This window comes from Streptomyces sp. NPDC001401 (genome assembly GCF_042895385.1).
Lineage (GTDB): Bacteria > Actinomycetota > Actinomycetes > Streptomycetales > Streptomycetaceae > Streptomyces.
This window is the reverse complement of the sequence record NZ_JBIAWI010000001.1, coordinates 112,888-138,672: the sequence shown is the minus strand read 5'-3', so window position 1 is coordinate 138,672 and position 25,785 is coordinate 112,888. Positions and strand designations below refer to the sequence as shown.

Annotated in this window: 22 protein-coding genes and 1 pseudogene; 20 read left to right on the top strand and 3 right to left on the bottom strand. The window is 70.1% G+C overall.

Annotated elements, in window-relative coordinates; all coding sequences use genetic code 11:
- Window positions 1–29 precede the first annotated feature (29 nt).
- Both ACFY10_RS00655 and ACFY10_RS00650 read right to left on the bottom strand, forming a co-directional pair.
- Window positions 30–809, bottom strand: a complete 780-nt coding sequence (locus tag ACFY10_RS00655; protein ID WP_390662818.1) for a DeoR/GlpR family DNA-binding transcription regulator — start codon at window positions 807–809, stop codon at window positions 30–32.
- Window positions 810–1,209: 400 nt separating this feature from the next.
- Window positions 1,210–2,034, bottom strand: coding sequence for an NAD-dependent epimerase/dehydratase family protein (locus ACFY10_RS00650; protein ID WP_390662816.1), 825 nt, complete (start codon window positions 2,032–2,034; stop codon window positions 1,210–1,212).
- 227 nt (window positions 2,035–2,261) lie between these two features.
- Between ACFY10_RS00650 and ACFY10_RS00645 the strand changes: the two genes are divergently transcribed.
- Window positions 2,262–3,203, top strand: a complete 942-nt coding sequence (locus ACFY10_RS00645; protein WP_390662815.1) for a 5-dehydro-4-deoxyglucarate dehydratase — start codon at window positions 2,262–2,264, stop codon at window positions 3,201–3,203.
- Window positions 3,200–4,363 (top strand): hypothetical protein, encoded by a 1,164-nt coding sequence (locus tag ACFY10_RS00640; protein WP_390662814.1) that lies wholly within the window; start codon window positions 3,200–3,202, stop codon window positions 4,361–4,363. Before ACFY10_RS00645 ends, ACFY10_RS00640 begins: the two co-directional genes overlap by 4 nt.
- Here ACFY10_RS00640 and ACFY10_RS00635 read toward each other — a convergent pair.
- Complete coding sequence (locus ACFY10_RS00635) at window positions 4,300–5,547, bottom strand: MFS transporter (RefSeq protein ID WP_390662813.1); 1,248 nt, start codon at window positions 5,545–5,547, stop codon at window positions 4,300–4,302. The genes ACFY10_RS00640 and ACFY10_RS00635 overlap by 64 nt on opposite strands.
- Window positions 5,548–5,673: 126 nt before the next feature.
- Between ACFY10_RS00635 and ACFY10_RS00630 the strand changes: the two genes are divergently transcribed.
- The 18 genes and pseudogenes from ACFY10_RS00630 (at window position 5,674) to ACFY10_RS00545 (ending at window position 25,734) form a co-directional block, all read left to right on the top strand.
- Window positions 5,674–6,267, top strand: coding sequence for a TIGR03086 family metal-binding protein (locus ACFY10_RS00630; RefSeq protein WP_390662812.1), 594 nt, complete (start codon window positions 5,674–5,676; stop codon window positions 6,265–6,267).
- Between the two features lie 245 nt (window positions 6,268–6,512).
- The gene (locus ACFY10_RS00625; protein WP_390662811.1) at window positions 6,513–7,265 is read left to right on the top strand and encodes an MBL fold metallo-hydrolase; all 753 of its coding nucleotides are present in this window, start codon (window positions 6,513–6,515) and stop codon (window positions 7,263–7,265) included.
- 145 nt (window positions 7,266–7,410) lie between these two features.
- Window positions 7,411–8,091: a GntR family transcriptional regulator gene (locus ACFY10_RS00620; protein WP_390662810.1), complete on the top strand. Its 681-nt coding sequence runs from the start codon at window positions 7,411–7,413 to the stop codon at window positions 8,089–8,091.
- A complete protein-coding gene (locus ACFY10_RS00615) occupies window positions 8,088–8,999 on the top strand; it encodes a dihydrodipicolinate synthase family protein (protein WP_390662809.1) in 912 nt (303 codons plus the stop codon). Before ACFY10_RS00620 ends, ACFY10_RS00615 begins: the two co-directional genes overlap by 4 nt.
- On the top strand, window positions 8,996–10,717 hold the full coding sequence (araD, locus tag ACFY10_RS00610; protein ID WP_390662808.1) for an L-arabinonate dehydratase: 1,722 nt from the start codon (window positions 8,996–8,998) through the stop codon (window positions 10,715–10,717). Before ACFY10_RS00615 ends, araD begins: the two co-directional genes overlap by 4 nt.
- Window positions 10,718–10,811: 94 nt before the next feature.
- Entirely contained in the window at window positions 10,812–11,747 is a 936-nt protein-coding gene (locus tag ACFY10_RS00605) for a carbohydrate ABC transporter permease (RefSeq protein ID WP_390662807.1), read from the top strand.
- Complete coding sequence (locus ACFY10_RS00600; protein ID WP_390662806.1) at window positions 11,744–12,628, top strand: carbohydrate ABC transporter permease; 885 nt, start codon at window positions 11,744–11,746, stop codon at window positions 12,626–12,628. Before ACFY10_RS00605 ends, ACFY10_RS00600 begins: the two co-directional genes overlap by 4 nt.
- Window positions 12,625–13,923, top strand: coding sequence for a polysaccharide lyase family 1 protein (locus ACFY10_RS00595; RefSeq protein ID WP_390662805.1), 1,299 nt, complete (start codon window positions 12,625–12,627; stop codon window positions 13,921–13,923). Before ACFY10_RS00600 ends, ACFY10_RS00595 begins: the two co-directional genes overlap by 4 nt.
- Window positions 13,920–15,065, top strand: a complete 1,146-nt coding sequence (locus ACFY10_RS00590) for a Gfo/Idh/MocA family protein (RefSeq protein WP_390662804.1) — start codon at window positions 13,920–13,922, stop codon at window positions 15,063–15,065. The genes ACFY10_RS00595 and ACFY10_RS00590 overlap by 4 nt, the downstream gene beginning before the upstream one ends.
- The gene (locus tag ACFY10_RS00585) at window positions 15,065–15,910 is read left to right on the top strand and encodes a PmoA family protein (protein ID WP_390662803.1); all 846 of its coding nucleotides are present in this window, start codon (window positions 15,065–15,067) and stop codon (window positions 15,908–15,910) included. Before ACFY10_RS00590 ends, ACFY10_RS00585 begins: the two co-directional genes overlap by 1 nt.
- Window positions 15,907–17,457: a family 43 glycosylhydrolase gene (locus ACFY10_RS00580; protein ID WP_390662802.1), complete on the top strand. Its 1,551-nt coding sequence runs from the start codon at window positions 15,907–15,909 to the stop codon at window positions 17,455–17,457. Before ACFY10_RS00585 ends, ACFY10_RS00580 begins: the two co-directional genes overlap by 4 nt.
- Before the next feature lie 33 nt (window positions 17,458–17,490).
- Window positions 17,491–18,573, top strand: a pseudogene (locus tag ACFY10_RS00575) (polysaccharide lyase family 1 protein); the annotation flags it as partial.
- A gap of 103 nt (window positions 18,574–18,676) precedes the next feature.
- A complete protein-coding gene (locus ACFY10_RS00570) occupies window positions 18,677–20,014 on the top strand; it encodes an ABC transporter substrate-binding protein (RefSeq protein WP_390662801.1) in 1,338 nt (445 codons plus the stop codon).
- 109 nt (window positions 20,015–20,123) lie between these two features.
- A complete protein-coding gene (locus ACFY10_RS00565; protein WP_390662800.1) occupies window positions 20,124–20,930 on the top strand; it encodes a rhamnogalacturonan acetylesterase in 807 nt (268 codons plus the stop codon).
- 17 nt (window positions 20,931–20,947) lie between these two features.
- The gene (locus tag ACFY10_RS00560) at window positions 20,948–22,261 is read left to right on the top strand and encodes a polysaccharide lyase family 1 protein (protein ID WP_390662799.1); all 1,314 of its coding nucleotides are present in this window, start codon (window positions 20,948–20,950) and stop codon (window positions 22,259–22,261) included.
- 70 nt (window positions 22,262–22,331) lie between these two features.
- Window positions 22,332–23,462, top strand: a complete 1,131-nt coding sequence (locus tag ACFY10_RS00555) for a pectinesterase family protein (protein WP_390662798.1) — start codon at window positions 22,332–22,334, stop codon at window positions 23,460–23,462.
- 49 nt (window positions 23,463–23,511) lie between these two features.
- Window positions 23,512–24,561, top strand: coding sequence for a pectinesterase family protein (locus ACFY10_RS00550; protein ID WP_390664103.1), 1,050 nt, complete (start codon window positions 23,512–23,514; stop codon window positions 24,559–24,561).
- Between the two features lie 60 nt (window positions 24,562–24,621).
- The gene (locus ACFY10_RS00545; RefSeq protein ID WP_390662797.1) at window positions 24,622–25,734 is read left to right on the top strand and encodes a chondroitinase-B domain-containing protein; all 1,113 of its coding nucleotides are present in this window, start codon (window positions 24,622–24,624) and stop codon (window positions 25,732–25,734) included.
- Window positions 25,735–25,785: the final 51 nt, after the last annotated feature.

Sequence of the window (25,785 nt, the reverse complement as noted above, 5' to 3'; positions counted from 1 at the left end):
CGCGCGCTTTCCGGGCGTGGACGGGTTTTCTAGACGCGGATGACCTGTGGGCCCAGCAGTGAGTAGCGGTGGGCCTCGGCCGAGGGGAGCAGGGTGCTCGTGACGATCGTCTCCAGTGCGCCGATCTCCGCGAACCGGCAGAAGCTGACCGCCCCGAACTTGGTGTGCACGCCCGCGAACACCGTGCGGCGCGCGGCCCGGATGGCCTGCGCCTTGACCTCGCTGACCGCGGGGTCGGGGGTGGTCAGGCCGTGCTCGCGGGAGATGCCGTTGGCGCCGATGAAGGCGAGGTCGATCACGAAACCGGCCAGCATCTTCGTCGTCCAGTGGTCGACGGTGGCCAGCGTGCCGGAGCGGACCCGGCCGCCGAGCAGCAGCACGGAGATGCCGTCGGCCTCGGCGAGCGCGCCCGCGACCGGCAGGGACGCGGTGACCACGGTCAGCGGCCGGTCCCTGGGCAGTGCCTCGGCGATGAGCTGCGGGGTGAAGCCCTCGTCGACGAAGACCGTCTCGGCGTCCCCGAGCAGCTCGGCCGCGGCGGCCGCGATCCGGCGCTTCTCGGGTACATGGCTGGTGGCCCGGAACTCGAGCGTCGTCTCGAAGCCGGCGCTCTCCACGGGGTAGGCGCCGCCGTGGGTGCGGCGGACCAGGCCGTGGTCCTCCAGGGCGCGCAGATCCCGCCGTACGGTCTCCTTGGCCACGCCCAGTTCGGCGGCGAGCACGGTGACGTCGACCGAGCCGGTGGCGCGCGCGGCCCGCACGATCTCCCGCTGGCGTTCCTCTGCCGTCTTCGCAGTGTTCGCCGTCATCGCCGCACCCGCTTCCCTGCTCACTGCCCGTTCGGGCCCGATGGGGCCCACGGAGCAAGTTCTACCCCCGGTGTGCGGCACTGACCAGGCCTGTTGCAGGTCCGATGCTGCCCGTGTATGCCCGTTTGCGCAGCGGAGTGCCCGCCTCGGACCTGCGTGGCTGTGGGTGGGGGCGTGGGATCGGGCAGGTGCGATGCCCGAATATGTGGGCGGGCGGGCCCGTTCGGTGCCCGGGCGCTCCGCTGGGGTGCCGAGTTGGGGCGGCGGTCGTCTGCGGCGCCTTCGTGGCTGGTCGCGCCCACGCGGCGGAGCCGCATATAGACGCAGCCCCGCGCCCCTTACGGGGCGCTGCCGGACCGCGGCGGACTGCGCACCGCCTGTTCCGGCGGTGTCGGTGACCTCAGTACGGCCAGATCGGCGGGTCGCTCACGAAGTGGCCGCCCAGGTAGGCGTGCGCGATGTTGTCGGGGTCCAGTTCGCCCTGGTCGGCGATCAGCTTCTCCGCGTACGGCTCGGAGTCGTCCTGCGGCTCGTAGCCCAGCGCCCGCGCGGTCGACAGGTCCCACCACAGGCGAGTGTTGGCCGAGGAGCCGTAGACGACGGTGTGGCCGACGTTCTCGGCGGTCAGGGCCGCGTGGAAGAGGCGGGCGCCGTCGGGCGGGCTCATCCAGATCGACAGCATGCGCACGCTGGTGGGCTCCGGGAAGCAGGAGCCGATGCGCACCGACACCGTCTCCAGGCCGTGCTTGTCCCAGTACAGCTGCGCGAGGTCCTCGCCGAAGGACTTGGACAGGCCGTAGAAGGTGTCCGGGCGGCGGGGGGTGTCGATGGGGATCAGCTTGCTTGAATCAAGAGGCGTGTCCCCCTGGGGGCGCGGGGTGAAGCCCACGGCGTGATTGGAGGAGGCGAAGACGATACGGCCGACGCCCTCCTCCCGCGCGGCCTCGTACAGGTTGTACGTGCCCTCGATGTTCGCGGCGAGGATCTTCTCGAAGGGGGCTTCCAGGGAGATGCCGGCCAGGTGGATGATCGCGTCGACGCCCCGCACGGCCTCGCGCACGGCCTTCTTGTCGGCGAGATCCGCGGTGACGGCGTCCGGGTCGCCCTCGATCGGGCGCACGTCGAGGAGGCGCAGCTCGTAGCCGAAGGCCGGCAGCAGGTTCCGCATCAGGGTGCCGAGCCCGCCGGCGGCGCCAGTGAGCAGAACGGTGCGGGGGGCTGGCATCCTCGCTTCTCCTTCGGTCGGCGGGCGCATGCGTGCACGATATTCACATCCATGGACACGCTAAGGAGCCGGGGCGGAGCCCGTCAAGTGCTCCACTGCTCTGCGAAATGCGGAAATCCGCTGATGTGATGCCGGTAGGTGCGCTTGACCGGCCATAAAGGGGCACCTTAGCGTGGTGGCGTTCAGAAATGTAGACGCAGATCATGAACATGGAATCGGGAGTGCCCGTGACGCCAGTCCCTCTCGCCGCTCGACTCAGCATCCCCAGCGGGCCGCTGTTCTTCCCGGTCACCGCCTACGGCCCCGACGGCTCGGTCGACCTCGACGTGTACCGCGCCCATGTGCGCCGCGGAGTCGAGGCCGGGGCCGCCGCGGTCTTCGCGTGCTGCGGCACCGGCGAGTTCCACGCGCTCACGCCCGAGGAGTTCGAGGCATGCGTGCGGGCGGCGGTGGAGGCGGCGGACGGCCGGGTGCCCGTCGTCGCCGGTGCCGGGTACGGCACCGCGCTCGCCGTCCGGTACGCGCGCGTGGCCGAGGCCGCCGGGGCGGACGGGCTGCTCGCCATGCCGCCGTACCTCGTGGTCGCCGGTCAGGAGGGGCTGCTGCGGCACTACCGGGAGGTGGCCGCCGCAACCGCGCTGCCGGTCATCGTCTACCAGCGCGACAACGCCGTGTTCACCCCGGAGAGCGTCGTCGAACTGGCCCGCACGGACGGCGTCATCGGCTTCAAGGACGGCCTCGGCGACCTCGACCTGATGCAGCGCATCGTCAGCGCCGTACGCACCGAGGTTCCCGGCGACTTCCTCTACTTCAACGGCCTGCCGACCGCCGAACAGACCCAGCTCGCCTACCGCGCCATCGGGGTCCCGCTCTACTCCTCCGCCGTGTTCTGCTTCGCCCCGGAGATCGCGCTCGCCTTCCATCAGGCGCTGGAGTCCGGCGACACCACCACCGCGCACCGGCTCCTCGACGGCTTCTACCGGCCGTTCGTCGAACTGCGCGCACAGGGGCGCGGTTACGCCGTCGCCCTGGTCAAGGCGGGCGTACGGCTGCGCGGGCTCGACGTCGGCGAGGTCCGGCCACCGCTGCACGAGCCCACCGAGGATCATGTCAAGCAGCTCGCCGGGCTGATCGAGCGCGGGTATGCGCTGCTGGAGGAGAGCACGTGAAGGCGTCGACTTTCGTCTACCCCTGGGACGTCAACGGGGACCCGGAGGCCGCGGGCCGCATCGCCGCGCTCGGCGTGCAGCAGGTGACGCTCGCCTCCGCGTACCACTCCACACGCGCGCTCACGCCCCGCCACCCGCGCCACCGCATCGTCACCGCCGAGCACGCGGCCGTGCTGTATCCGGCCGACGGCCGCTGGGAGGGACGGGAGCTCAAGCCGTACGCGGCCGGGGACTGGGCCCCCGGCGACGCCTACGGCGAGGCCGCCGCAGCCCTCGCGGACGCCGGCCTCGAGGTGCACACCTGGGTCGTCCTCGCCCACAACTCCCGCCTGGGCGCCGACCATCCGGACACCTCCGTCGTCAACGCCTACGGCGACCGCTACCCCTGGGCCCCGTGCATCGCCCAGCCCGCCACGCGCGCGTACCTCGTCGACCTGGCCGCCGAGGCGGCCGTACGGCCGGGAGCGCGCGGCACCGAGCTGGAGTCGCTCGGCTGGTACGGGCTGCAGCATCTGCACGCCCACGACAAGACCGGCGGGGTCGGCCTCGGCGACGCCGGGATGTACCTGATGGCGCTCTGCTTCTGCCCGGCCTGCCGGGAGGGCTACGGCGAACAGGGCCTGGAAGCCGACGAGTTGGCGGCCGCCGTACGCGACGCGCTGGAGCCGCTGTGGCAGGGTGCGCCCGACGACGGGGGCTGGGCCGGGGTCGAGAAGCTGCTCGGCGAGGCGAAGTCGGCGGCCACGCGCGCGTGGCGTGACGAAACCTCTCGCACGCTCCAGGAGACGGCGGTCCGCGTGGTACGCGAGGCGGCCCCCGAGGGCTTCCAGGTGCTGCTGCACGCCGACCCGGTCACTTACCACGTCGGCGCCAACCCGGGCGTCGACCCCGAACACATCCTGTCCGTCGCGGACGGCGTGGTCGTGCCGTGCGCGGGCGGTACGGGCCTGCTGGCACCCTTCGCCGAACAGAACCGGGAAGGGGCCGTCATCGCCGCCAACTTCCCCGTGGTCTCGGGAATGGGCGGCAGCCCGCACACACTGGCCGCGGACGCGGCGCAGGCGCGGCGGCGGGGAGCGACCGAACTGCGGCTGTATCACGCCGGGTTGGCGTCGGACGGCGACCTGGAGGCGGTGCGGTCGGCGCTCGCCGGGATCTGAAGCAGCGCGGCCGCGGTCAGCAGTAGCCCTGCGCCTGCGGCGGCCAACACCAGCCGGTAGTCGGCCAGTTCGACCAGCAGCGCCCCCGCGGCCAACCCGAGCACGTTCGGCGTGAACATCAGGGTGTTGGCCGTGGCGGCCGCACGGCCCAGCAGCGCATCCGGCGTCTCGCGCTGCACGGCGGTCATCGCGGCGATCAGCACGCAGGGCAGCCCCACGCCACTCATCACGCTGGACGCCAGTGCCACCGGGTCCGACGGGACCGCCCGCGCCGCCACCGCCACCGCCGTGAGGGCGATCCCGGCTGCCGCGAACCGGCGCTCGCCCAGCCGCCGCAGAGCAGGGCCCGAGCCCAGTCCGACGGCGACCGAGCCGACGCCCTGGACGGCGTAAAGGACACCGGCGTAGGCGGGGGAGTGCCCGAGGCTGTCGATGACGGCATAAAGGAGCGCCCCGGTGATGCCCGCGCAGAGCATCATGGCGCCGCCCGCCAGTACCAGAGGGCGCAGCCGTGCGTGCGCCCAGAGGAAGCGCGCGCCCTCGGCCGTCCGCGCCCACCAGCCGCTCAGGGGCGGCTCCGGCTTCTCCTCGCGGACGCGCAGCAGCGCGTACACGCCCGTGGCCAGCACGAAAGTGACGGCGTCCAGCAGGGCGACGCCCGGGCCGCCGTACACCGCGAAGAGGCCCGCGCCCGCGAGCGGGGCGACCAGCTTCATGCCCTCGGTCGCCGTCATGCGCAGCCCGTTGAAGTCGCCCAGCAGGGCGCGGTCGACGGCGGCGGCGACGAGCGCCGACTCGGCCGCGTCATGGACGACGCCTGCGGCGCCGTACACGAAAAGGACCGTGTAGATCAGCCACAGGCGGCCGGGGGAGTCGACGGTGAAGAGGGTGAGCAGGAGGCCGGCCAGGAGGAGGTTCGCGCCGATCAGCAGGGGTTTGCGAGGGACGCGGTCGGCGAGCGTGCCGAGCAGGGGGCCGACGAGGGTCGGCGCCCACATGGCGAGCAGACACAGCGCGGCCAGGCCGTTGGAGCCGGTCAGCTCCCTGACCCAGACGCCCGAGGCGAGCCACAGCGCGGAGGTGCCGAAGCCGGAGACCACCACGCCGGTGAGATACAGGCCCGCGTTGCGGTTTCGCAGGACACGAAGGGCCGTCCAAGTCGATGTCGGTGTCGGTGTCGTCATGCCTGGTCATCGTGGGTCTAAGGCGGCGGCGTGAGCATCGGGCAGATGCCCTGGAAACAGCGGGCCGATGAGTTTCCCGGGCGCCGTCGGTCTACATCCACGAGACACGATCGTGAGGAGCAGTGCATGACTGACACGACCCTCGACCTGGGACCCCAGACACGCGTGATCGCGCGGCTCGCGGAGGGCCTGAGCGACGGGCAGCTGGCGGACGCGACGCCCTGCCCGGACTGCGCGGTGCGCAACATGCTGGGCCATGTGCTCGGGCTGTCCGTCGCCTTCCGCGACGCCGCCCGCAAGGACCTGGGCGTCACGACGAATACCGCCCCGGACGCCGCCGCGCCCGACATCGGCCCCGGCTGGCGCGAAGAGCTGCCGAAGGTCCTCGACGAACTTGCCGACGCCTGGCGCGACCCGGCCGCCTGGACCGGCATGACCCGCGCGGGCGGCGTGGACCTCCCGGGCGAGGTGGCGGGTCTCGTCGCCGTCGACGAACTGGTGATCCACGGCTGGGACCTGGCCAGTGCCACCGGCCAGGACTACGCCCCCGACCCGGCCGCGCTGCAGGCCTCGCACGACTTCCTGCTGGCGGCGGCCAACGACCCGAGCCGGGGCGGCGGCATCTTCGGCCCCGTGGTACCGGTGCCGGCGGATGCTTCGCTGCTGGACCGGGCGGTGGGGCTGAGCGGGCGGGATCCGAACTGGGCGCGCACGTCGTAGACGCGCGGGCGTGGACGCTTGCATCGGGCCGGGCGCGCACGCCGCCTCGTATGGGCGGCGGCCGGGCCCGTTCGCTGTGGACGAGCGGGCGTGGATGCCGCAGACCGGCTGGGAGCCCACGCCGGCATCGGACCAGACACGGATACCGGGCCCGGCACCCGGCGAGCAAGGCGTGCCCGCTGTCGAGCCCGGCGCCCGCCCGTAAACCGGGCGCGCGGCCCACGGCCGGACCGTACGCTCCCCGCATGCCCCTCACCCTCACCGTCCTCGGCACCGCCTCCCCGCACCCGCAGCCCGGTCGCCCCTGCTCCGGGTATCTGGTGCGTGGCGGTGGCGCCGAAGTATGGGTGGACGCCGGGCCCGGGACCTTCGCTGAGTTGCAGCGGCACACGGATCCGGCGCGCTTGAGCGGGATCTGGATCTCGCACCTCCATGCAGATCACAACGCCGATCTGTTGTCCGCCGTCTACGGCCTCGCGTACGGCGGTCTCACCCCGCCCGCGCCCATCCCCATGTACGCCCCCGGCGAATGCGCCCAGCGCCTCGCCGGGTTCTTCGGGCGCCCCGACGCCGGTTTCCTGAGCGGCATTTTCGACTTCCGTCCGCTCCACGACGGCCATACCGCCCGCCACGGCGACCTGCTCCTCACCTCCCATGCCGTCGCCCACGACGTCGAGGCCTACGGGCTGCGTGCCGAGTGCGAGGGGCGGGTGCTCGCCTACTCCGGGGACAGCGGGCCGTGCGACGGACTCACCGAACTCGCCGCCGACGCAGACCTGTTCCTCTGCGAGGCTGACATCGACGCGCATCGCGAAGGTGAACAGGTGCATCTGACGCCGGAGGATGCGGGACGCGCCGCCCGCGTCGCCGCCGTACGAGAGTTGCTCATCACCCACGTCGGACCCACGCTCACCCCGGAGTCGGCCACCGAACGTGCCGCCTGGGCCTTCGGCGGACCGACCTCCACCGCGCGCGAGGGCGTGACCAGGACCGTCTGAGCCACCCGCCCCGGCAACCCCAACTCCCTTTGTCAGAAGCATTGACGAAACATGCGCCCCCTCCTACCTTCAACGCGTCGTACTTCGTACGTCATATATGAGACGCGATACGCGAGATCCGATACGCGAGATCCGAGAGGCGCGCATGACCTCTGTGCCCACCCCGATCCCGTCCCGCACGCAGTACGTGCTGGACGCGATCAAACACCGCATCCTCACCGGGCAGTTGACGCCGGGCCAGGCCCTGGTCGAGACCGAGCTCGCCGCGCAGTTCGGGGTGTCCAAGACCCCCGTGCGCGAGGCGCTCAAGACCCTGGCCGGCACCGGGCTCGTCGTGATGAGCCAGTACAAGGGCGTCACGGTGCGCATGGTGGACGCGGACATGGCGCGCGAGGTGTACGACGTGCGGCTGCTGCTGGAGCCCGAGGCCCTCAGGCGGGCGGTGCGGCGGGGGGCCTCCCTCGACGCCGCACGCACTGCACTGACCAGGGCCGACGACGCCACCGACACCGCCGAACGGTCTCTCGCCAACCGGGAGTTCCACCGCGCCCTGTACCTGCCCTGCGGCAACCCGCTGCTCGGCCGCATGCTCGACGAGGTCCGCGACCAGGCCGCCCTCGTCTCCGCCGTGGCCTGGGCGGCCTCGCCCTCCTGGGAGCGGGAGGCCGGCGAGCACCGGGAGATCCTGCGGCTCGCCCTGGGGGGTGACGCCGACGGCGCGGCCCGCGCCCTGCACGCCCATATCGCGTCCTTCGTCGAGCGAGCGTTCCCCCAGGCAACGGACCAGGCAGCGAACCCGGCAGCGAACCAGGAAGGCACCGCATGAGCAGCGTGACGTTCGAGACCCAACGGGCGGCCCTGGCCGACGTGGTGGCGATCCCGGTGACCCCGTTCGCCGAGGACGGCACCGTCGACCAGGACGCCCACCGGGCCCTGCTGCGTCGGCTGCTCGAGGGCGGGATCAGCATCCTCACCCCCAACGGAAACACCGGCGAGTTCTACGCCCTCGCCCCCCAAGAACGCAGGCTCGTCACCGAGTTGACCCTCGACGAGACCGGCGGTCGCGCCGTCGTTCTCGTCGGCGTCGGCCACGACGTGCCCACCGCCATCGCCTCCGCGCGGCACGCCGGCGAGCACGGCGCCCAGATGGTGATGGTCCATCAGCCCGTCCACCCGTACGTCTCCCAGGGCGGCTGGGTCGACTACCACCGTGCCATCGCCGAGGCGGTCCCCGAACTGGGCGTCGTCCCGTACATCCGCAACGCCCAGCTGGCCGGCGCCCGCCTCGCCGAACTCGCCGATGCCTGCCCGAACGTCATCGGCGTCAAGTACGCCGTCCCGGACGCCGCCAAGTTCGCCGCCTTCGCCCGGGACGCGGGCCTCGAACGCTTCGTGTGGGTGGCGGGGCTGGCCGAGCCGTACGCGCCCTCGTACTTCTCCGCGGGCGCCACCGGCTTCACCTCCGGACTCGTGAACGTCGCCCCGTCCGTTTCGCTGAATATGATCGAAGCGCTTCGATCCGGCGACTATCCGGCCGCCATGAAGGTCTGGGAGCAGATCCGCCGCTTCGAGGAACTCCGTGCGGCGGGCGGCTCCGCCAACAACGTCACCGTCGTCAAGGAGGCCCTCGCCTCCCTCGGCCTGTGCCGCCGTGACGTGCGCCCGCCGAGCAAGCTGCTGCCCGAGGACGAGCGCGCCGAGGTCGCCGCCATAGCCGCCGGTTGGGCCATATGAAGTCGCCGGAGGAGCTCAGAAGCCACCAGTGGTACGGCGCCGAGGGCCAGTTGCGCACCTGGTCGCACAACGCCCGTATGCGCCAGCTGGGTTACGAGGCGGAGGAGTACCGGGGCCGCCCGGTGATCGCCGTACTCAACACCTGGTCCGACATCAACCCCTGCCACGTCCATCTGCGCGAGCGCGCCGAAGCGGTCAAGCGGGGCGTGTGGCAGGCCGGGGGCTTCCCGCTCGAGTTCCCCGTCGCCACGCTCTCGGAGACGTACCAGAAGCCCACCCCGATGCTCTACCGCAACCTGCTCGCGATGGAGACGGAGGAGCTGCTGCGGTCGTACCCGGTCGACGCGGCGGTACTGCTCGGGGGCTGTGACAAGTCGACGCCGGCACTGCTCATGGGCGCGGCCTCGGCCGACGTACCGTCGATCTTCGTGCCCGCCGGGCCGATGCTGCCGGGGCACTGGCGCGGGGAGACCCTCGGGTCCGGTACCGACATGTGGAAGTACTGGGACGAGCACCGCGCGGGCAACCTGTCGGACTGCGAACTGCGGGAGCTCCAGGGCGGGTTGGCGCGCTCACCCGGTCACTGCATGACCATGGGGACCGCGTCCACGATGACCGCGGCGGCGGAAGTACTCGGTATGACACTGCCGGGTGCCTCCTCGATCCCGGCCGTCGACTCCGGGCACGAGCGGATGGCCGCCGCATCCGGGCGCCGCGCCGTGGAGCTCGCCTGGAGCGGGCTCAGGCCGTCGGAGATCCTCACCCGCGAGGCCTTCGAGGACGCCGTCACCACGGTGCTCGGGCTCGGCGGTTCCACCAACGCCGTCATCCACCTGATCGCGATGGCGGGACGCTGCCAAGTGCCCCTGACTCTCGACGACTTCGACCGCGTCGCGCGTACGGTGCCGGTGCTCGCGAACGTCCGCCCCGGCGGACGGACGTACCTCATGGAGGACTTCCACTTCGCCGGCGGCCTGCCCGCCTTCCTCTCCCGGATCGCCGACCTGCTGCACCTGGACCGGCCGACGGTCAACGGCACCCTGGGAGAGCAGATCGAGGGCGCCGTCGTCCACAACGACGACGTCATCCGCACCCGAGAGAACCCGGTCGCAAGCGAGGGCGGCGTTGCCGTCCTGCACGGCAACCTCTGCCCCGACGGCGCCGTCATCAAGCACATCGCCGCCGAGCCGCACCTGCTCAAGCACACCGGTCCCGCGGTCGTCTTCGACGACTACAAGACCATGCAACGCACCATCAACGACCCGGAGTTGAACATCACCGCCGACAGCGTGCTGGTGCTGCGCAACGCCGGACCCAAGGGCGGCCCGGGCATGCCCGAGTACGGGATGCTGCCCATCCCGGACCACCTGCTCAAGCAGGGCGTGCGGGACATGGTGCGGATCTCCGACGCCCGGATGAGCGGCACGAGCTACGGCACGTGCGCGCTGCACATCGCGCCCGAGTCGTACATCGGTGGGCCACTCGCACTTGTCCGCACGGGCGACTCGATCACCCTGGACGTCGAGGCCCGAACCCTTCAACTCAACGTGGACGACGAGGAGTTGGAGCGCAGGAGGGCGGAGTGGACGCCGCCGCCCACCCGTTACGAGCGTGGCTACGGCGCGCTCTACAACGAACAGATCACCCAGGCCGACACCGGCTGCGACTTCGAGTTCCTGGCCCGTCCGGGCAAGGTCGCGGACCCGTACGCGGGCTGACCCGCACAGCAGCACGACAGCGCACACGCATGCACAGGGAGAAAGCGCTTCCCGTACGACGCAAGACACGACGTACCGAGAACGGAGAACAGTCATGGCCCAAGCCGCAGCCGTGGCGAAACCGCCCGCGCCACCCCGGCGGCGCCGTGCCTCCGCCACGCCGCGCAGACTGCCGTATCTGCTGATCGCCCCGGCGGCCCTGCTCATGCTGGGCTTCATCGCCTACCCAGTGATCAGTGTCTTCTACTACAGCCTGCAGAACTTCAACCCCACCAAGCCGTGGCGGAACGGCTACGCGGGCTTCGACAACTTCGTCCAGATCTTCACCAAGGACACCCAGTTCTGGGACACGCTGACCTTCAGCGCCAAGTGGGTCATTGTCGAGGTGGGTCTGCAGCTGCTGTTCGGTCTCGCACTCGCCCTCATCGTCAACCAGACCTTCGTGGGGCGCGCGGTGGGCCGTGCGCTCGTCTTCTCCCCGTGGGCCGTGTCCGGTGTGCTGACCTCCGCGATCTGGGTGCTGCTCTACAACTCCCAGACGGGCATCACCCGTTACCTCGCGGACATGGGCATCGGCTCGTACGGCACCAGCTGGCTGTCGGACACCTCAACCGTCTTCCCCGCGGCGATAGTTGCCGACCTCTGGCGAGGCGTCCCCTTCTTCGCGATCCTCATCCTCGCCGACCTGCAGTCCGTCTCGAAGGACCTGTACGAGGCCGCCGAGGTCGACGGGGCGAGCCGCATCAAGCAGTTCTGGCACATCACCTTGCCGCACCTGAAGGACGCCATCGTCCTGTCGACGCTGCTGCGCGCGGTGTGGGAGTTCAACAACGTCGACCTGCTCTACACCCTCACCGGCGGCGGACCGGCCGGCGAGACGACGACGCTCCCGCTCTACATCGCCAACACCAGCGTCGACGCCCACAACTTCGGCTACGCATCCGCCCTGACCACGGTGGCGTTCGTGATTCTGCTCTTCTGCTCGATGGTCTATCTGCGGCTGAGCAAGTTCGGAGGTGAGGAGAAGTGATCACCGAGATCGCCCCCGCGCCGCAGCGCCTGGCGGCCGAGCCCGCCCGGCCGCGAAAGAAGCGCCGGTCCTGGGACGAGGTCCCCCGCCGGCAGATCTACGTCCCCCTGTCGATCTACCTCCTCTTCACTCTGATCCCCTTCTACTGGATCCTCCTGTTCGCTCTCCGCCCGGCCGGCTCGACCTCGCTCGTGCCCTGGCCGATGACGTTCGACCACTTCGAGAAGGTCTGGAACGAGCGGGCCTTCGGCACCTACTTCCAGAACAGCGTGCTCGTCGGCGTCGCGACCCTGGTGATGACGACCCTGGTCGCGCTGGCCGGTGGCTACGCCCTCGCCCGCTTCAACTTCCGGATCAAGAAGGCGTTCATGCTGGCCCTGCTCTGCACGCAGTTCGTGCCGGGCGCGCTGCTCCTGGTGCCGCTGTTCGAGATCTTCGCCAACCTGCGGATGATCAACTCGCTGGCCAGCGTCATCATCGCCGAGACCGTCTTCCAGCTGCCGCTGTCGATGATCCTGATCAGCGGGTTCATCCGGAACGTGCCGTACTCGCTGGAAGAGGCCGCCTGGGTCGACGGCTGCAACCGGTTCACCGCCTTCCGGATCGTCGTACTCCCGCTGCTGCGGCCCGGGTTGATCGCCGTCGGCTCCTTCGCCTTCGTGCACGCCTGGAACCACTTCCTGTTCGCCCTGATGTTCCTGAGCGACCAGAGCAAGCAGACCATCCCGGTCGGCCTCAACACCCTGATGAGCGCGGACAGCGTCGACCTCGGCGCGCTCGCCGCGGGCGGCATCATCGCGGCCGTACCCGTCGTGATCGTGTTCGCCTTCATCCAGAAGTGGCTGATCACCGGTTTCAGTGCGGGGGCGGTGAAGGGATGAGACTCCGTCAGATTGCCGTAGCAGCCGCCGTGTTGGGGGCGCTGTGCGTCCCCGCACACGCCGACTCCCGGGACTCGCGGGACATCAGCCGCGACACCCTCCCCGCCGACGACGGCTGGGCCGCCTACGGCACCGGCACCACCGGCGGGTCGGCCGCCGACAACGCACACGTCTACACCGTCACCGACCGCGCCGGCCTCGCCCGCGCCCTCGACGGCGGCAGCGACACCCCGAAGATCATCAAGATCGCCGGGACCGTCGACGCCAACACCGACGACGACGGCCACCACCTGGACTGCGCCGACTACGCCACCGACGGCTACAGCCTCAAGAAGTACCTGACCGCCTACGACCCCCGCACCTGGGGTTCGGCCAAACCCAGCGGCGCGCCGGAGGAGGCCCGGCAGGCCTCGGCGGCCCGGCAGGCGGAGCGGGTCACACTGCCCGTCGGCTCCAACACCACCCTCGTCGGACTCGGCGACTCTGCCGTCCTGAAGGGTGCAAATCTCCAGGTCAAGGACGCGAGCAACGTCATCATCCGCAACCTCGACCTGCGCGACGCCTACGACTGCTTCCCCGTCTGGCAGCCCAACACCGGCGGCCTCGGCGACTGGAAGACGTCGTACGACAACATCTGGCTGACCGGCGCCACCCACGTCTGGATCGACCACGTCACCGCGTCCGACAAAGGGCACCCGGACTCCGCCGAGCCCACCTGCTTCGCCCGCAACTACCTGCGCCACGACGGCCTGCTGGACATCACCAACGGCTCCGACCTGGTCACCGTCTCCTGGAGCCGGTTCGCCGACCACGACAAGGCGATGCTCATCGGCAACAGCGACTCGGCGACGGGCGACCGGGGCAAGCTGCGGGTCACCCTGCACCACAACCAGTTCGAGTCCGTCGTCCAGCGCGCACCCCGCGTCCGCTTCGGGCAGGTGCACCTCTACGACAACCGGTACGTCGTCCCCGAGGGCAGCGAATACCGGTACTCCCTCGGCGTCTCCACCGAGTCCGGCATCTACGCCGAGAGCAACGCCTTCCACACGCCCGGCCATGTCGAGGCCGCCGACCTCGTGAAGAGCTGGAACGGCACCGCCCTCCACCAGACCGGCACCCTCTTCAACGGCTGGCCCGTCGACCTGCTCGCGATCCACAACGCCTACAACTCGGGCAGCGAGCGCGACCTCACGGCCGACGTCGGCTGGACGCCTACCCTGCACACAAAGATTGACAGCGCCGAGGTGGCCGACCGAGAGGTGGCGCGCGGCGCGGGCGCAGGGAGGATCCCGTGAGCAGCACAGACATCGTTCTCGCAGGCGCACGCGGCCACGGCCGCTGGCACCTGGACAACATCCGCCGCCTCCAGGACAAGGGGATCGTACGGCTGGCAGGCATCTGCGAGCTGACCCCGCTGACCGGGGCCGAGATCCCGGACGGCCTCGGCGCGCCCGAGCAGTCCGCCGACTTCGGCGCCCTCCTCGACTCCACCGGCGCCCGGATCGCCGTCGTCTGCACACCGATCCCCACCCACACCGACCTGGCGCTGACGGCCGCCCGCAGGGGCGTGCACCTGCTGCTTGAGAAGCCGCCCGCGCCGTCGTATGCGCAGTTCAAGCGGATGGCCGACGGGGTCGCCAAGGCGGGCGTGGTCTGCCAGATCGGCTTCCAGTCGCTGGGCTCGCACGCCGTCCCGGCGATCCTGGGGATGGTCGCCGAGGGAGCTGTCGGCGAGGTCGTCGGCGTCGGCGGGGCCGGCGCCTGGGTGCGCGCCGAGGCCTACTACCGGCGGGCGCCCTGGGCGGGCAAGCGGCGCCTGAACGGCGTCGACGTGATCGACGGAGTGCTCACCAACCCCCTCGCGCACGCCGTCGCCACCGCCCTCGCCCTCAACGGCACCACACACGCCGAGGACGTCACCGGCATCGAGCTCGAGCTGCTGCGCGCCAACGACATCGAGTCCGACGACACCTCCTGTGTCCGCGTCACCACCGCACAGGACCGCCAGGTCACCGTGGCAGCGACGTTGTGCGCCGAGCGGGACGACGAGCCGTACGTCGTCGTGCACGGCACCCGCGGCCGGATCACCTTCTGGTACAAGCAGGACCGCGTCCTGCTCCAGCGCGCCGGCCACGGGCCCGAGGAGTACGAGTACGGCCGAACCGACCTGCTGGAGAACCTGGTCGACCACCTCACCGACGGCACCGACCTCCTGGTCACTCCCGCGTCGACGGGCGCCTTCATGAAGGTCGTTGAAGCGATTCGACAGGCCCCCGACCCGGCCCCGCTGCCGGCCGGGGCCTGGCACCTGATCCCCGACGAGGGCCGCAGGGTCGTGGACGGCATCGACGGACTCGTCGCGGCCGCCGCCGACACCCTCTCCCTCTACTCCGAGCTCGGCGCCACCTGGGTGCCACCGAAAGAGGTGAGCACGTGATGACCACCACCGACTCGCCCGTCCTGCGCGTCGCCGGCCGCCCGGTCGGCCGCTACGTCACCCGGCCCGAACTGCCGGCCCGGCTCTCCCCGCGCCCCTATCTGCACCCCGTCACCACCCTGGCCGGCACGGCGGTCACCGAGCTCAGCCCCGCCGACCACACCCACCACCTCGGCGTCGGTGTCGCCGTTCCCGACGTCGAGGGGCACAACTTCTGGGGCGGGCGGACCTTCGTCCGCGACCAGGGGCCGACCGAGCTGGACAACCACGGCGCCCAGCGCCACACCTCCTTCCAGCTCCGCGACCCCGACGGCTTCGTGGAGGAACTGCGCTGGGTGGCGTCCGGCGGTGAACTGCTGCGCGAGCGCCGCACCGTCGCGGCCACCGAACTCACCGACACCGCCTGGGCGTTGGACTTCACGTTCTCGCTCACGAATGTCACCGACGGGCCCCTGTCCATCGGTAGCCCCGCCACCAACGGACGCCCCGGCGCGGCCTACGGCGGTTTCTTCTGGCGTGCCCGCAAGGAGCACGACACCCCGCACGTCTTCACCGCCGACCGCGAGGGCGAACCGGAGGTGCACGGCACCCGCGCCGCCTGGCTCGCCCTCGCCGGCACCACCTGGACCCTGGTCTTCGCCGGCGCCACGGACACGACCCGCCGGGACCCGTGGTTCGTGCGCACCGCCGAATACCCGGGGGTCGGCTCGTCGTTGGCGCACACCGAACGGCTTCCGATCCCGCCCGGCGAGACCGTCGTACGGCGCATCGTCACCGTCGTCGCCGACGGCCGCCCGAGCCGGAACGAGGCGGCGGCGCTGGTCCGCAAGGCGGTGAGCCAGTGACGAACGACGGCTGCACGACCCCGGTTCTCGACGTCTACACGAACCCGGTCCTCAATGCCGACTGGTCCGACCCGGACGTCGTCCGCGTCGGCGACGACTTCTACCTCACCGCTTCCAGCTTCGGCCGCGCCCCCGGCCTGCCCCTCCTGCACTCCCGAGACCTCGTCAACTGGACCCTGGTCGGCCACGCCCTCCAACGCCTCGAACCCGCAGGCGAGTTCAGGACCCCCCGCCACGACTGCGGAATCTGGGCACCCTCGATCCGGCACCACGACGACCGCTTCTGGATCTTCTGGGGCGACCCCGACCAGGGCATCTTCCAGATCAACGCCCCCGAGATACGCGGCCCTTGGACCCGACCGCACCTGGTGAAGGCCGGCAAGGGACTCATCGACCCCTGCCCCCTGTGGGACGAGGAGACCGGCGAGGCCTACCTCGTGCACGCCTGGGCCAAGTCCCGCTCCGGCGTCAAGAACCGCCTCACCGGCCACCGTATGCACCCCCACGGCACCGAACTCCTCGACGAGGGCAAGCTGATCGTCGACGGTGACCGCATCCCCGGCTGGTTCACCCTCGAGGGCCCCAAGCTCTACAAACACGACGGCTGGTTCTGGATCCTCGCCCCCGCCGGGGGAGTGGAGACCGGCTGGCAGGGCGCCTTCCGCTCCCGCGGCTTCTTCGGGCCCTACGAGGAGAAGGTCGTCCTGGAGCAGAAGGACACCGACGTCAACGGGCCGCACCAGGGCGGCTGGGTGCGCACCCCGTCCGGCGAGGACTGGTTCCTGCACTTCCAGCAGCGGGGCGCCTACGGCAGGGTCGTGCACCTCCAGCCGATGGGCTGGGGCACGGACGGCTGGCCGGTGCTCGGGGACGACGGCGCCCCCGTCGCCGTACACCGACGTCCCGACCTGCCGCCGCAGCCGCCCGCCGCGCCCGCCACCGACGACGACTTCCCCGGCGGACGCTTCGGCCGCCAGTGGTCGTGGACCGCCAATCCGCAGGACGGCTGGGCTACCCAGCACTCCGGCGACGGGCTGCGGCTGTCCTGCGTCCGCTCGGCCGACGCGCACGACCTGCGCAAACTCGCGAACGTACTTACGCAGAGGCTGCCCGGCACGCCGTCGGCGGTCGAGGTGGAGCTCGCCCTGCACAGCGAGGAGCCGGGCGCCCGGGCCGGGCTCGCCGTCCTCGGGGACGCGTTCAGCTGGATCGGCCTGCAACGGAGCGCCGACGGGGCGGTGCATCTCGTGCACCGGTTCGCCGAGGGGGTCGCCGAGCAGGAACGGGACGCCGCCCATCCGCGGCTCGCCCCAGAGGGGCGGGTACGGCTGCGGATCGAGCTCGGGGCCGGGGCGCGCTGCCGGTTCTCTTACGACATCGGCGAGGGCCTGCGTCCGTCCGGCCCCGTCTTCGCCGCCACCCCCTGGCGCTGGGTCGGCGCCCTGCTCGGCCTGTTCGCGCTCGCGCCCGTCGGCACGGGTCACGCCGGCGCGGCAACCTTCGCGCACTTCAGGATCGACCCCTTGTCACCCATCGCATCCGAGTAACCCACCGCACCCGTAAGCCTGTTGGGAGCCGCAATGACGCAGCACCTTCATAGCAAGCGCTTGCCAGGACTGAGACCGGGGGCCGGCAGAGTTCTGGCCGCCGTGATCGGCTCAGTGGCCGCGTTGAGCCTCGGGATGATCGGGCAGGCCAAGGCCGCAAGCCCGGTGGGGACTTCGGCACCCGCATCGGCTTCTGCCTCTGCCGATCGCTGGACCGACAAGCCGCACGGCTTCGCCTCGCTCGCCGGTGGCACCACCGGCGGGGCGGGCGGCAGGGTCGTGACAGTCACCGACCAGGCCTCGCTGGCCAAGTACGCGGCGGCCGAGGACCCGTACATCATCCGGGTCTCGGGATCGATCGCCGTCGAGCCCTTCGGGTCGAACATCGTCGTCGGCTCCGACAAGACCATCATCGGCGCCGGAGACTCCGGCGAGATCGTGCACGGGGAACTGCACCTCAACCCGGGCACGCACAACGTGATCATCCGCAATCTGACGATCCGGGACTCCTACGTCGAGGGCGACTGGGACGGCAAGACGCAGGACTTCGACGCCATCCAGATGGACACCGTCGACCACGTCTGGATCGACCACAACCGCCTCACGCACATGGGCGACGGACTGATCGACCTGCGCAAGGACAGTCAGTACATCACCGTCTCGTACAACGTGTTCAGCAATCACAACAAGGCGTTCGGGATCGGCTGGACACCCAATGTGATCACCCAGGTCACCATCGACCACAACTGGTTCACGGGTACGAAACAGCGCAATCCGTCCGCGGACAACTGCGCGTACGCCCACCTCTACAACAACTACCTGTCGGCGCAGGTGTCCGACGGCGACCCGGTGTGGACATACGGGAACTGGTCGCGGGGCCACACCAAGATGGTCATCGAGAACAGTTACTACGACGGTGTCCAGCACCCCTACCAGGCTGACGCCACCGCGGAGTTGGTACAGCGCGGATCGATCCTGAAGAACACCACTGGGCGGACCGACGAGTGGGGTGCCGCCTTCGATCCGCGGGAGTTCTACGACTACCGGCTGGACCCGGCCGCTGCCGTGCCGGCGCTGGTGACGCGGTTCTCGGGGCCGCAGAAGCGGATCGGCACGACCTACGCAACGTCGGGCCGGGGGCGGGTGTGACGGCGGACCGGCCCTGCAGACCCCCCACAACTTCATATCTCCGTTGGATCCAGAAGAAGAGAGCCGACCAATGAAGAGCAGCATCCGCAGAAGCAGGCGCGCGGCCGTCGCCGTCGCCCTGGGCTCCGTGCTCGCGCTGACCGCCACCGCCTGCGGCGACGACGGCAGCGGCAGCGCGGGGGACAAGGGCAACGAGGGCTCCGGCAAGGGCGAGATCACCTTCTGGGACAACAACGGCGGTGTCCGGACCGACATCTGGAAGGAGATCATCGCCGACTTCGAGAAGAAGAACCCGGACATCAAGGTCAACTACGTCGGGATTCCGGCCGCGAGTGCCCAGTCCAAGTACGACACCGCCATCCAGGGCGGCGGACTGCCGGACGTCGGCGGCGTGGGCACCGCGATGCTCGCCGAGGTCGCGGTCCAGGGCGCCCTCGAACCGCTGGACAGCCGCCTCGAGAAGAGCTCGCTGAACGGCAAGCTGAGCGAGAACCTGCTGGCCGGCAGCAAGGCCGCGGGCGGCGGCGACAAGCTGTACCAGATACCGACCTCGTCCAACAACGGCACGCTGTGGTACCGCACCGACCTGTTCAAGAAGGCCGGTCTGGACGCGCCGACCACCTGGTCGAAGTTCTATGCGGCCGCCGACAAGCTCACGAACAAGAGCAAGAACGAGTTCGGGTTCACCATTCGGGGCGGCGAGGGCTCCATTGCGCCGGCCCTGGACGCGGCGTACAGCCAGAGCGGTATCACTTCGTTCTGGAACGGCGACAAGACCACGGTCAACGACCCGAGGAATGTCGCCGCGCTGGAGAAGTACGTCGCGCTCTACAAGAAGGACACCCCGTCCGCCGACGTCAACAACGACTTCACCAAGATGGTCGCGCAGTGGGACAGCGGCACGATCGGCATGCTGAGCCACAACCTCGGTTCGTATCAGGACCATCTGAAGGCGCTGGGCGCGGACAAGTTCCGGGGGCTGCCCAACCCGACACAGGACGACGGCACGCGGGTGCAGATCTCCAACCCGGTCGACGGGCTGAGTGTCTTCAAGTCCAGCAAGAACAAGGCGGCCGCCTGGAAGTTCGTCGAGTTCGCCGTCTCGCACGAGGAGAACTCCAAGTTCAACGAGTCCGCGGGGCAGATTCCGGCGAACACGGAAGCGGCGAAGGATGCGTGGATTCAGAAGGCCGAGCCGACGGAGCTGGCTGCTGCCGCGTTGAACGGGGCCGACACGAAGATCGTGCAGTTGCCGTACTACCTGCCGGACTGGAACACGATCTCCAAGGCCGACAACGAGCCGAATTTCCAGAAGGTGCTGCTCGGGAAGATGAGCGTGAAGGAGTTTCTGGACACGCTGGCCGATCAGCTGAACAAGGCGCAGGTGGACTGGAAGAAGAACCACTGAGATCGGGTGGTTTCGGTTTGTGGGGGACTGCGGGGCCGTTGTGGCTGGTCGCGCAGTTCCCCGCGCCCCTAGGGGGATTTCCCCGAGCCCTGTTCTGAAAGGAACCGTTGTGTCCCTTACCCGTAGACAGGTCGGCCTGGCGGCTGTTGCCGCCGTTCCTCTCGCGCTCGCGGGCATCGGCAGTGCGCAGGCCGTGCAGCGCCATCGCATGCTGTATATCGCCGGTGATTCCACCGCCGCCCAGAAATACGCCGACGCCGCTCCCGAGACCGGGTGGGGCATGGCTCTTCCCTTCTTTCTGCGCAAGGACCTTTCCGTCGCCAATCACGCGGTGAACGGGCGCAGTTCGAAGAGTTTCGTCGACGAGGGGCGGCTCGATGCGATCCTCTCCGTGATCCGGCCCGGCGACGTCCTCCTCGTGCAGTTCGCGCACAACGACGAGAAGAGCGAGGACCCCACCCGCTACACGGAGCCCTGGACGACGTACCAGGACTATCTGCGCCAGTACATCGAGGGCGCGCGGTCGCACGGTGCCCGGCCCGTGCTGGCGACGCCCGTCGAGCGTCGCAGGTTCGACGCGGACGGGAACGCCGTGCCGACCCACGGCGAGTATCCGGCGGCGATGCGTGCGCTCGCCGAGCAGGAGCGGGTGGCGCTGCTCGACATCGAGGCGCTGTCGCTCGCGCTGTGGCAGCGGCTCGGGGTCGAGGAGACGAAGGTCTACTTCAACTGGACCGGGACCGAGCAGGACAACACCCATTTCAATCCGCCGGGCGCGATCGCCGTGGCGCGGCTCGTGGCGCGGGAGCTGCTGCGCACGCGGGTGCTCGCGCCGCGGGACGTCATCCGGCTGGACGAGGAGATTCCCACGTCCTGGATCACCTGGCCCGAGGCGAGCAGCGCCTCGGTCGCCTGACCAAGGAGAGCCGCACAGTGCGTACACAGAAATGTCATGGACGCGTCATAGTGTCCCTCGTGGGGTGCACCGCCCTGGTGCTCGGCGTCACGGGGGCCGCCTCCGCCCACGCCCAGGTCCGCGACCTCGGCCGGCAGACGCTCGGCGCGAACGACGGCTGGGGCTCCTACGGCACCGGCACCACCGGTGGCGCGGCCGCGGACGCCGCGCACGTCTACACCGTCACCGACTGGGCCGGCTTCAAGGCCGCCCTCGCCGACGGCGGCAGCGCGCCGAAGATCATCAGAGTCAAGGGGACGATCGACGCCGACGGCCCGAGCTGCGCCTCCTTCGAGGCGCCCGGGTACGACTTCGACACCTATCTGAAGACGTACGACCCCGCGGTCTGGGGCCACGACAAGAACCTGGACGGCGAGCCCGACAACAGCCCCGAGGGCCTGCGCCGCGCCTCCGAGGCCAACCAGGACGCCTACATCAAGGCCGCCGTGCCCGCCGACACCACCATCATCGGCGTCGGCAAGGACGCCGGATTCAAGGGCGCCAGCCTGCAGATCAAGGCCGTCGACAATGTCGTCGTCAGGAACCTGACCTTCGAGAGCCCGCTCGACTGCTTCCCGCAGTGGGATCCGACCGACACCGCCGACGGCAACTGGAACTCCGAGTACGACAGCGCGGTGATCTACGGATCCACCCATGTGTGGATGGACCACGACACGTTCACGGACGGCGACCACCCGGACAGCACACTGCCGTACTACTACGGGCGGATCTACGAGCAGCACGACGGCGAGCTCGACATCGTCAAGGGTGCCGACTACGTCACGGCCTCCTGGAACGTCTTCGAGGACCACGACAAGACGATCCTGATCGGCAACAGCGACAGCGCCTCGACGGCCGCCGTGGACCGCGGGCATCTGAAGGTCACCTTCCATCACAACCTGTTCTCGAACCTGGTGGAGCGGGCTCCGCGCGTCCGCTTCGGACAGGTCGACTCGTACAACAACCACTTCGTGGCCAAGGACGGCTACTCCTACAGCTACGGCATCGGCATGGAGTCCCAACTCGTCGCCGAGCACAACGCGTTCACGCTGCCGGACGGGGTCGGGGCCGGAAAGATCCTGAAGAAGTGGAAGGACTCGCCGCTCACCGCCGACGACAACTACGTCAACGGTGAGCCGACCGATCTGATCGCCGTCCACAACGCCCAAGTGCCCACCGAGATCCTCCGGTCGGGCGCCGGCTGGACGCCGGCCCTGCGCACCAAGGTCGATCCGGCCGAGGCGGTCCCCGGGATCGTCGACCACTGCGCGGGCGCAGGCAGCCTGCGCTGACGCCCCTCGGCCGGGGCACCGCTCGCCCCGGCCGCTTCCCTCAAGAGCCGCACTGCAAGGGAGCATCCGTATGCCCTCGCTCCATCCTCAACTCCCCTTGTCCAGAAGGGGTTTCCTCGTCGCAAGTGCCGGGGCGGCCGCCACGCTCGGACTCGCCTCGGCGCCCGCGCGGGCCGACTCGAAGGCGCGCCCGTTCGGCCGGTACGGTTCGCCGGACCGCCGCCGCACGCCCGGCACCCTCTACGTCGACCGGCAGGGCCGCGGCGACTTCACCACCGTCCAGGCCGCCGTGACCGCCGCGAGCGGCACCGGCCGGACGCTGGTTCTCGCCCCCGGCGTCTACCGGGAGACGGTCGCCGTCGACGTCACCCGCACGGAGGCGACCTGGATCGGTGCCTCGGAGGACCCCCGTGACGTCGTGATCGTGTACGACAACGCCGCCGGCACCCCCAAGCCCGGCGGCGGCACCTACGGCACCACCGGTTCCGCCACCACGACCGTGCAGGCGGACGGCTTCACCGCTCGCTGGATCACCTTCGCCAACGACTGGCTGCGTGCGCACTTCCCCGACATCACCGGTACACAGGCGGTGGCCATCAAGGTGCAGGGCGACCGGAGTTCGTTCACCCACTGCCGGTTCCTCGGCCACCAGGACACCCTGTACGCCGACTCGACGGCGCTCGGCACGTTCGCCCGCCAGTACTTCGCCCACTGCTATGTCGAGGGCGACGTCGACTTCGTCTTCGGGCGGGCGACCGCGGTGTACGAGGACTGCCACTTCCGGACGCTGAACCGCACCGACCTGGCCGCAGCCCCGTACGGCTTCGTCTTCGCGCCCTCGACGGCGGTCGCCAACCCGCGGGGTTACCTGGTGACGCGCAGCCGGGTGAGCAGCGAAGCCCCCGACGCCTGCTACAAGTTGGCCCGCCCCTGGGTGCCCGGCTCCGACACCACCGCCCGCCCGATGCTCACCGTCCGGGACACCCACCTCGGCACCGGCATCGACGCGGTCGCGCCCTACACCAACATGTCGGACACCCACCCGTGGCAGAACCAGCGGTTCGCCGAGTACCGCAACACCGGACCCGGCGCCGTGATCAGCGTCCCGGACAACCGGCCCCAACTCACCGACGCCCAGGCCGAGTCGGCGACCCGCGAGGCCTACCTCGGCGACTGGGCGCCATGGACGGAGGGCTGCTGAGATGAGGGCTGCTGAGACGAGGACCGCTGAGATGAGGACCGCTGAGACGCTGTCCCGGCGCACCCTCCTGGCTTCCCTGACCTCGATCGCCGGGGGTCTCGTCGCCGTCGGCGCCACACCGGCCTTCGCGCGCGCCCGCCCCGAGCCGGACCTCCGCACGGTTCTGCACGTCCGCCCCGGCGACTCGGTCCAGGCGGCCGTGGACGCGGTGGACGGGCCCGGCGGGACGATCGTCGTGCATCCGGGGACGTATCGCGAGGTCGTCAACATCCCCGCGGACAAGGGTGAGTTGACGATGCGCGGCGCCACCTGCGACCCGCGCGACACCGTCATCGTCTTCGACCGTGCGAACGGCACGAAGAAGCCCGACGGCACGACTTACGGGACACCGGGCTCCGCCACGTTCACCTCCGCGGCCCCCGGACTGACCGTCCGCGATCTGACCCTCGCCAACGACTGGCTGCGTGCGCACTTCCCCGACATCACCGGCACCCAGGCGGTGGCCGCGTACACCTACGGCGACCGCACCCACTTCGAGAACGTCCGGCTGCTGGCCCACCAGGACACCCTCTTCGTCGACACGACCGCGCTCGACGCCTTCGACCGGCAGTACTTCCGCCACTGCTACATCGAGGGCGACGTCGACTTCGTCTTCGGGCGGGCGACCGCCGTGTTCGAGGAGTGCCACTTCCACACCCTGCAGCGGGACGTGGACTTCACCCCCAAGGGCATGGTCTTCGCCCCCTCCACCGCCCGCGCCAACCCGCACGGCATCCTCGCCGTCCGCTCCCGCATCACCTCCGGCGCCGAGGACGCGGCGTACAAGCTGGCCCGGCCCTGGGTCCCGTCGTACGAGACGACCGCCCGGCCGTCCCTCGTCGTCCGGGACTCCCGGATCGGGCCCGGGATCGACCCGGTCACCCCCTACATCAACATGCGCGACGCCTACCCCTGGCAGAGCATGCGCTTCAGGGAGTACCGCAACACGGGCCCGGGAGCCGTGATCACGGTCCCGGAGAACCGGCCTCAACTCACCGAGGACGAGGCGCGGTTGCACACCCGGGAGACATACCTCGGCGACTGGCGGCCCGGTGCGTAGGGCCGTCCTGTGAACCGTCCCCCAACCCGCACGAGCAGCACGAGAAAGGAACCGCTCTCCATGTCTCGTCGTACCGCACTCGCCACCGTGGCGGCCCTGACCCTGGGCGCCGGCCTCGCCGTACTCCCCACCCAGGCCCAGGCCGCCACCGTGGTCGTCAGCAACTCGACCGACCTGTCCAACGCCATCAAGAGCGCCACCGCCGGCACCGTCATCCAGGTCCGCGGCGGCACCTACTACCCGACGGCCACCCTGCAGTCCACGGCCAACGGCACCTCGTCGTCGCCGATCACCCTCACCGCGTACGGCTCGGAGACCGTCAAGATCGACGGCTCCTCGCTGCCCTCCGGCTCCTGGATCTTCAAGCTCACCGCGGACTACTGGAACGTCTCCAACATCACCTTCCAGAACTCCCCGGACAGCGCGGTCGTCTGCCAGTCCTGCACCGGCACCAACTGGAACAACATCAAGACCATCAACGGCGGCGACTCCGGCTTCACGCTCACCGGGGATGGGACGGTGAACAACACCGTCAAGAACCTGGACAGTTACGGCAACTACGACGCCGCCAACCACGGTCAGAACGCGGACGGCGTGGCCATCAAATTCGGCTCCGGCACCGGCAACCTGGTCACCGGAGCGCGCCTGTACAACAACTCGGACGACGGCATCGACCTCTGGTCGTTCTCGTCCCCGGTCACCATCGAGCACTCGTGGTCCTTCGGCAACGGCGTCAACCGCTGGGGCGACTCCGCCTTCGAGGGCAACGGCAACGGCTACAAGCTCGGCGGCAACGGCGTCACGCCCGCGCACGTCGTCAACAACTCCGCCGCCTGGGGCAACGCCGGCAACGGCTTCACCGAGAACTCCAACACCGGCTCGATCGTCATCAACCGCACCACCGCCTACGCCAACGGCAAGTGGGGCTACTACTTCGCCACCAGCTCCGCCAAGCTCGGCAAGAACCTCGCGGTGAGCAACGGCAGCGGCTCGGTCACCAAGGGCTCCGCGGTCACCTCGGCCGGAAACAACTGGGACTCCGGGATCTCGACACCGGCGTTCAAGTCGACGGACGCCTCCACGACGTACAACGCCCGCAGCTCGAGCGGCACCCTGCCCGCGACGACATTCCTGACGACGGGCAGCACGACCATCGGGGCGACGATGAACTGACCGGCATCGATCCGGAACCGTCCCGTCCAGGGCGCTTGACCTGTTTTTTGC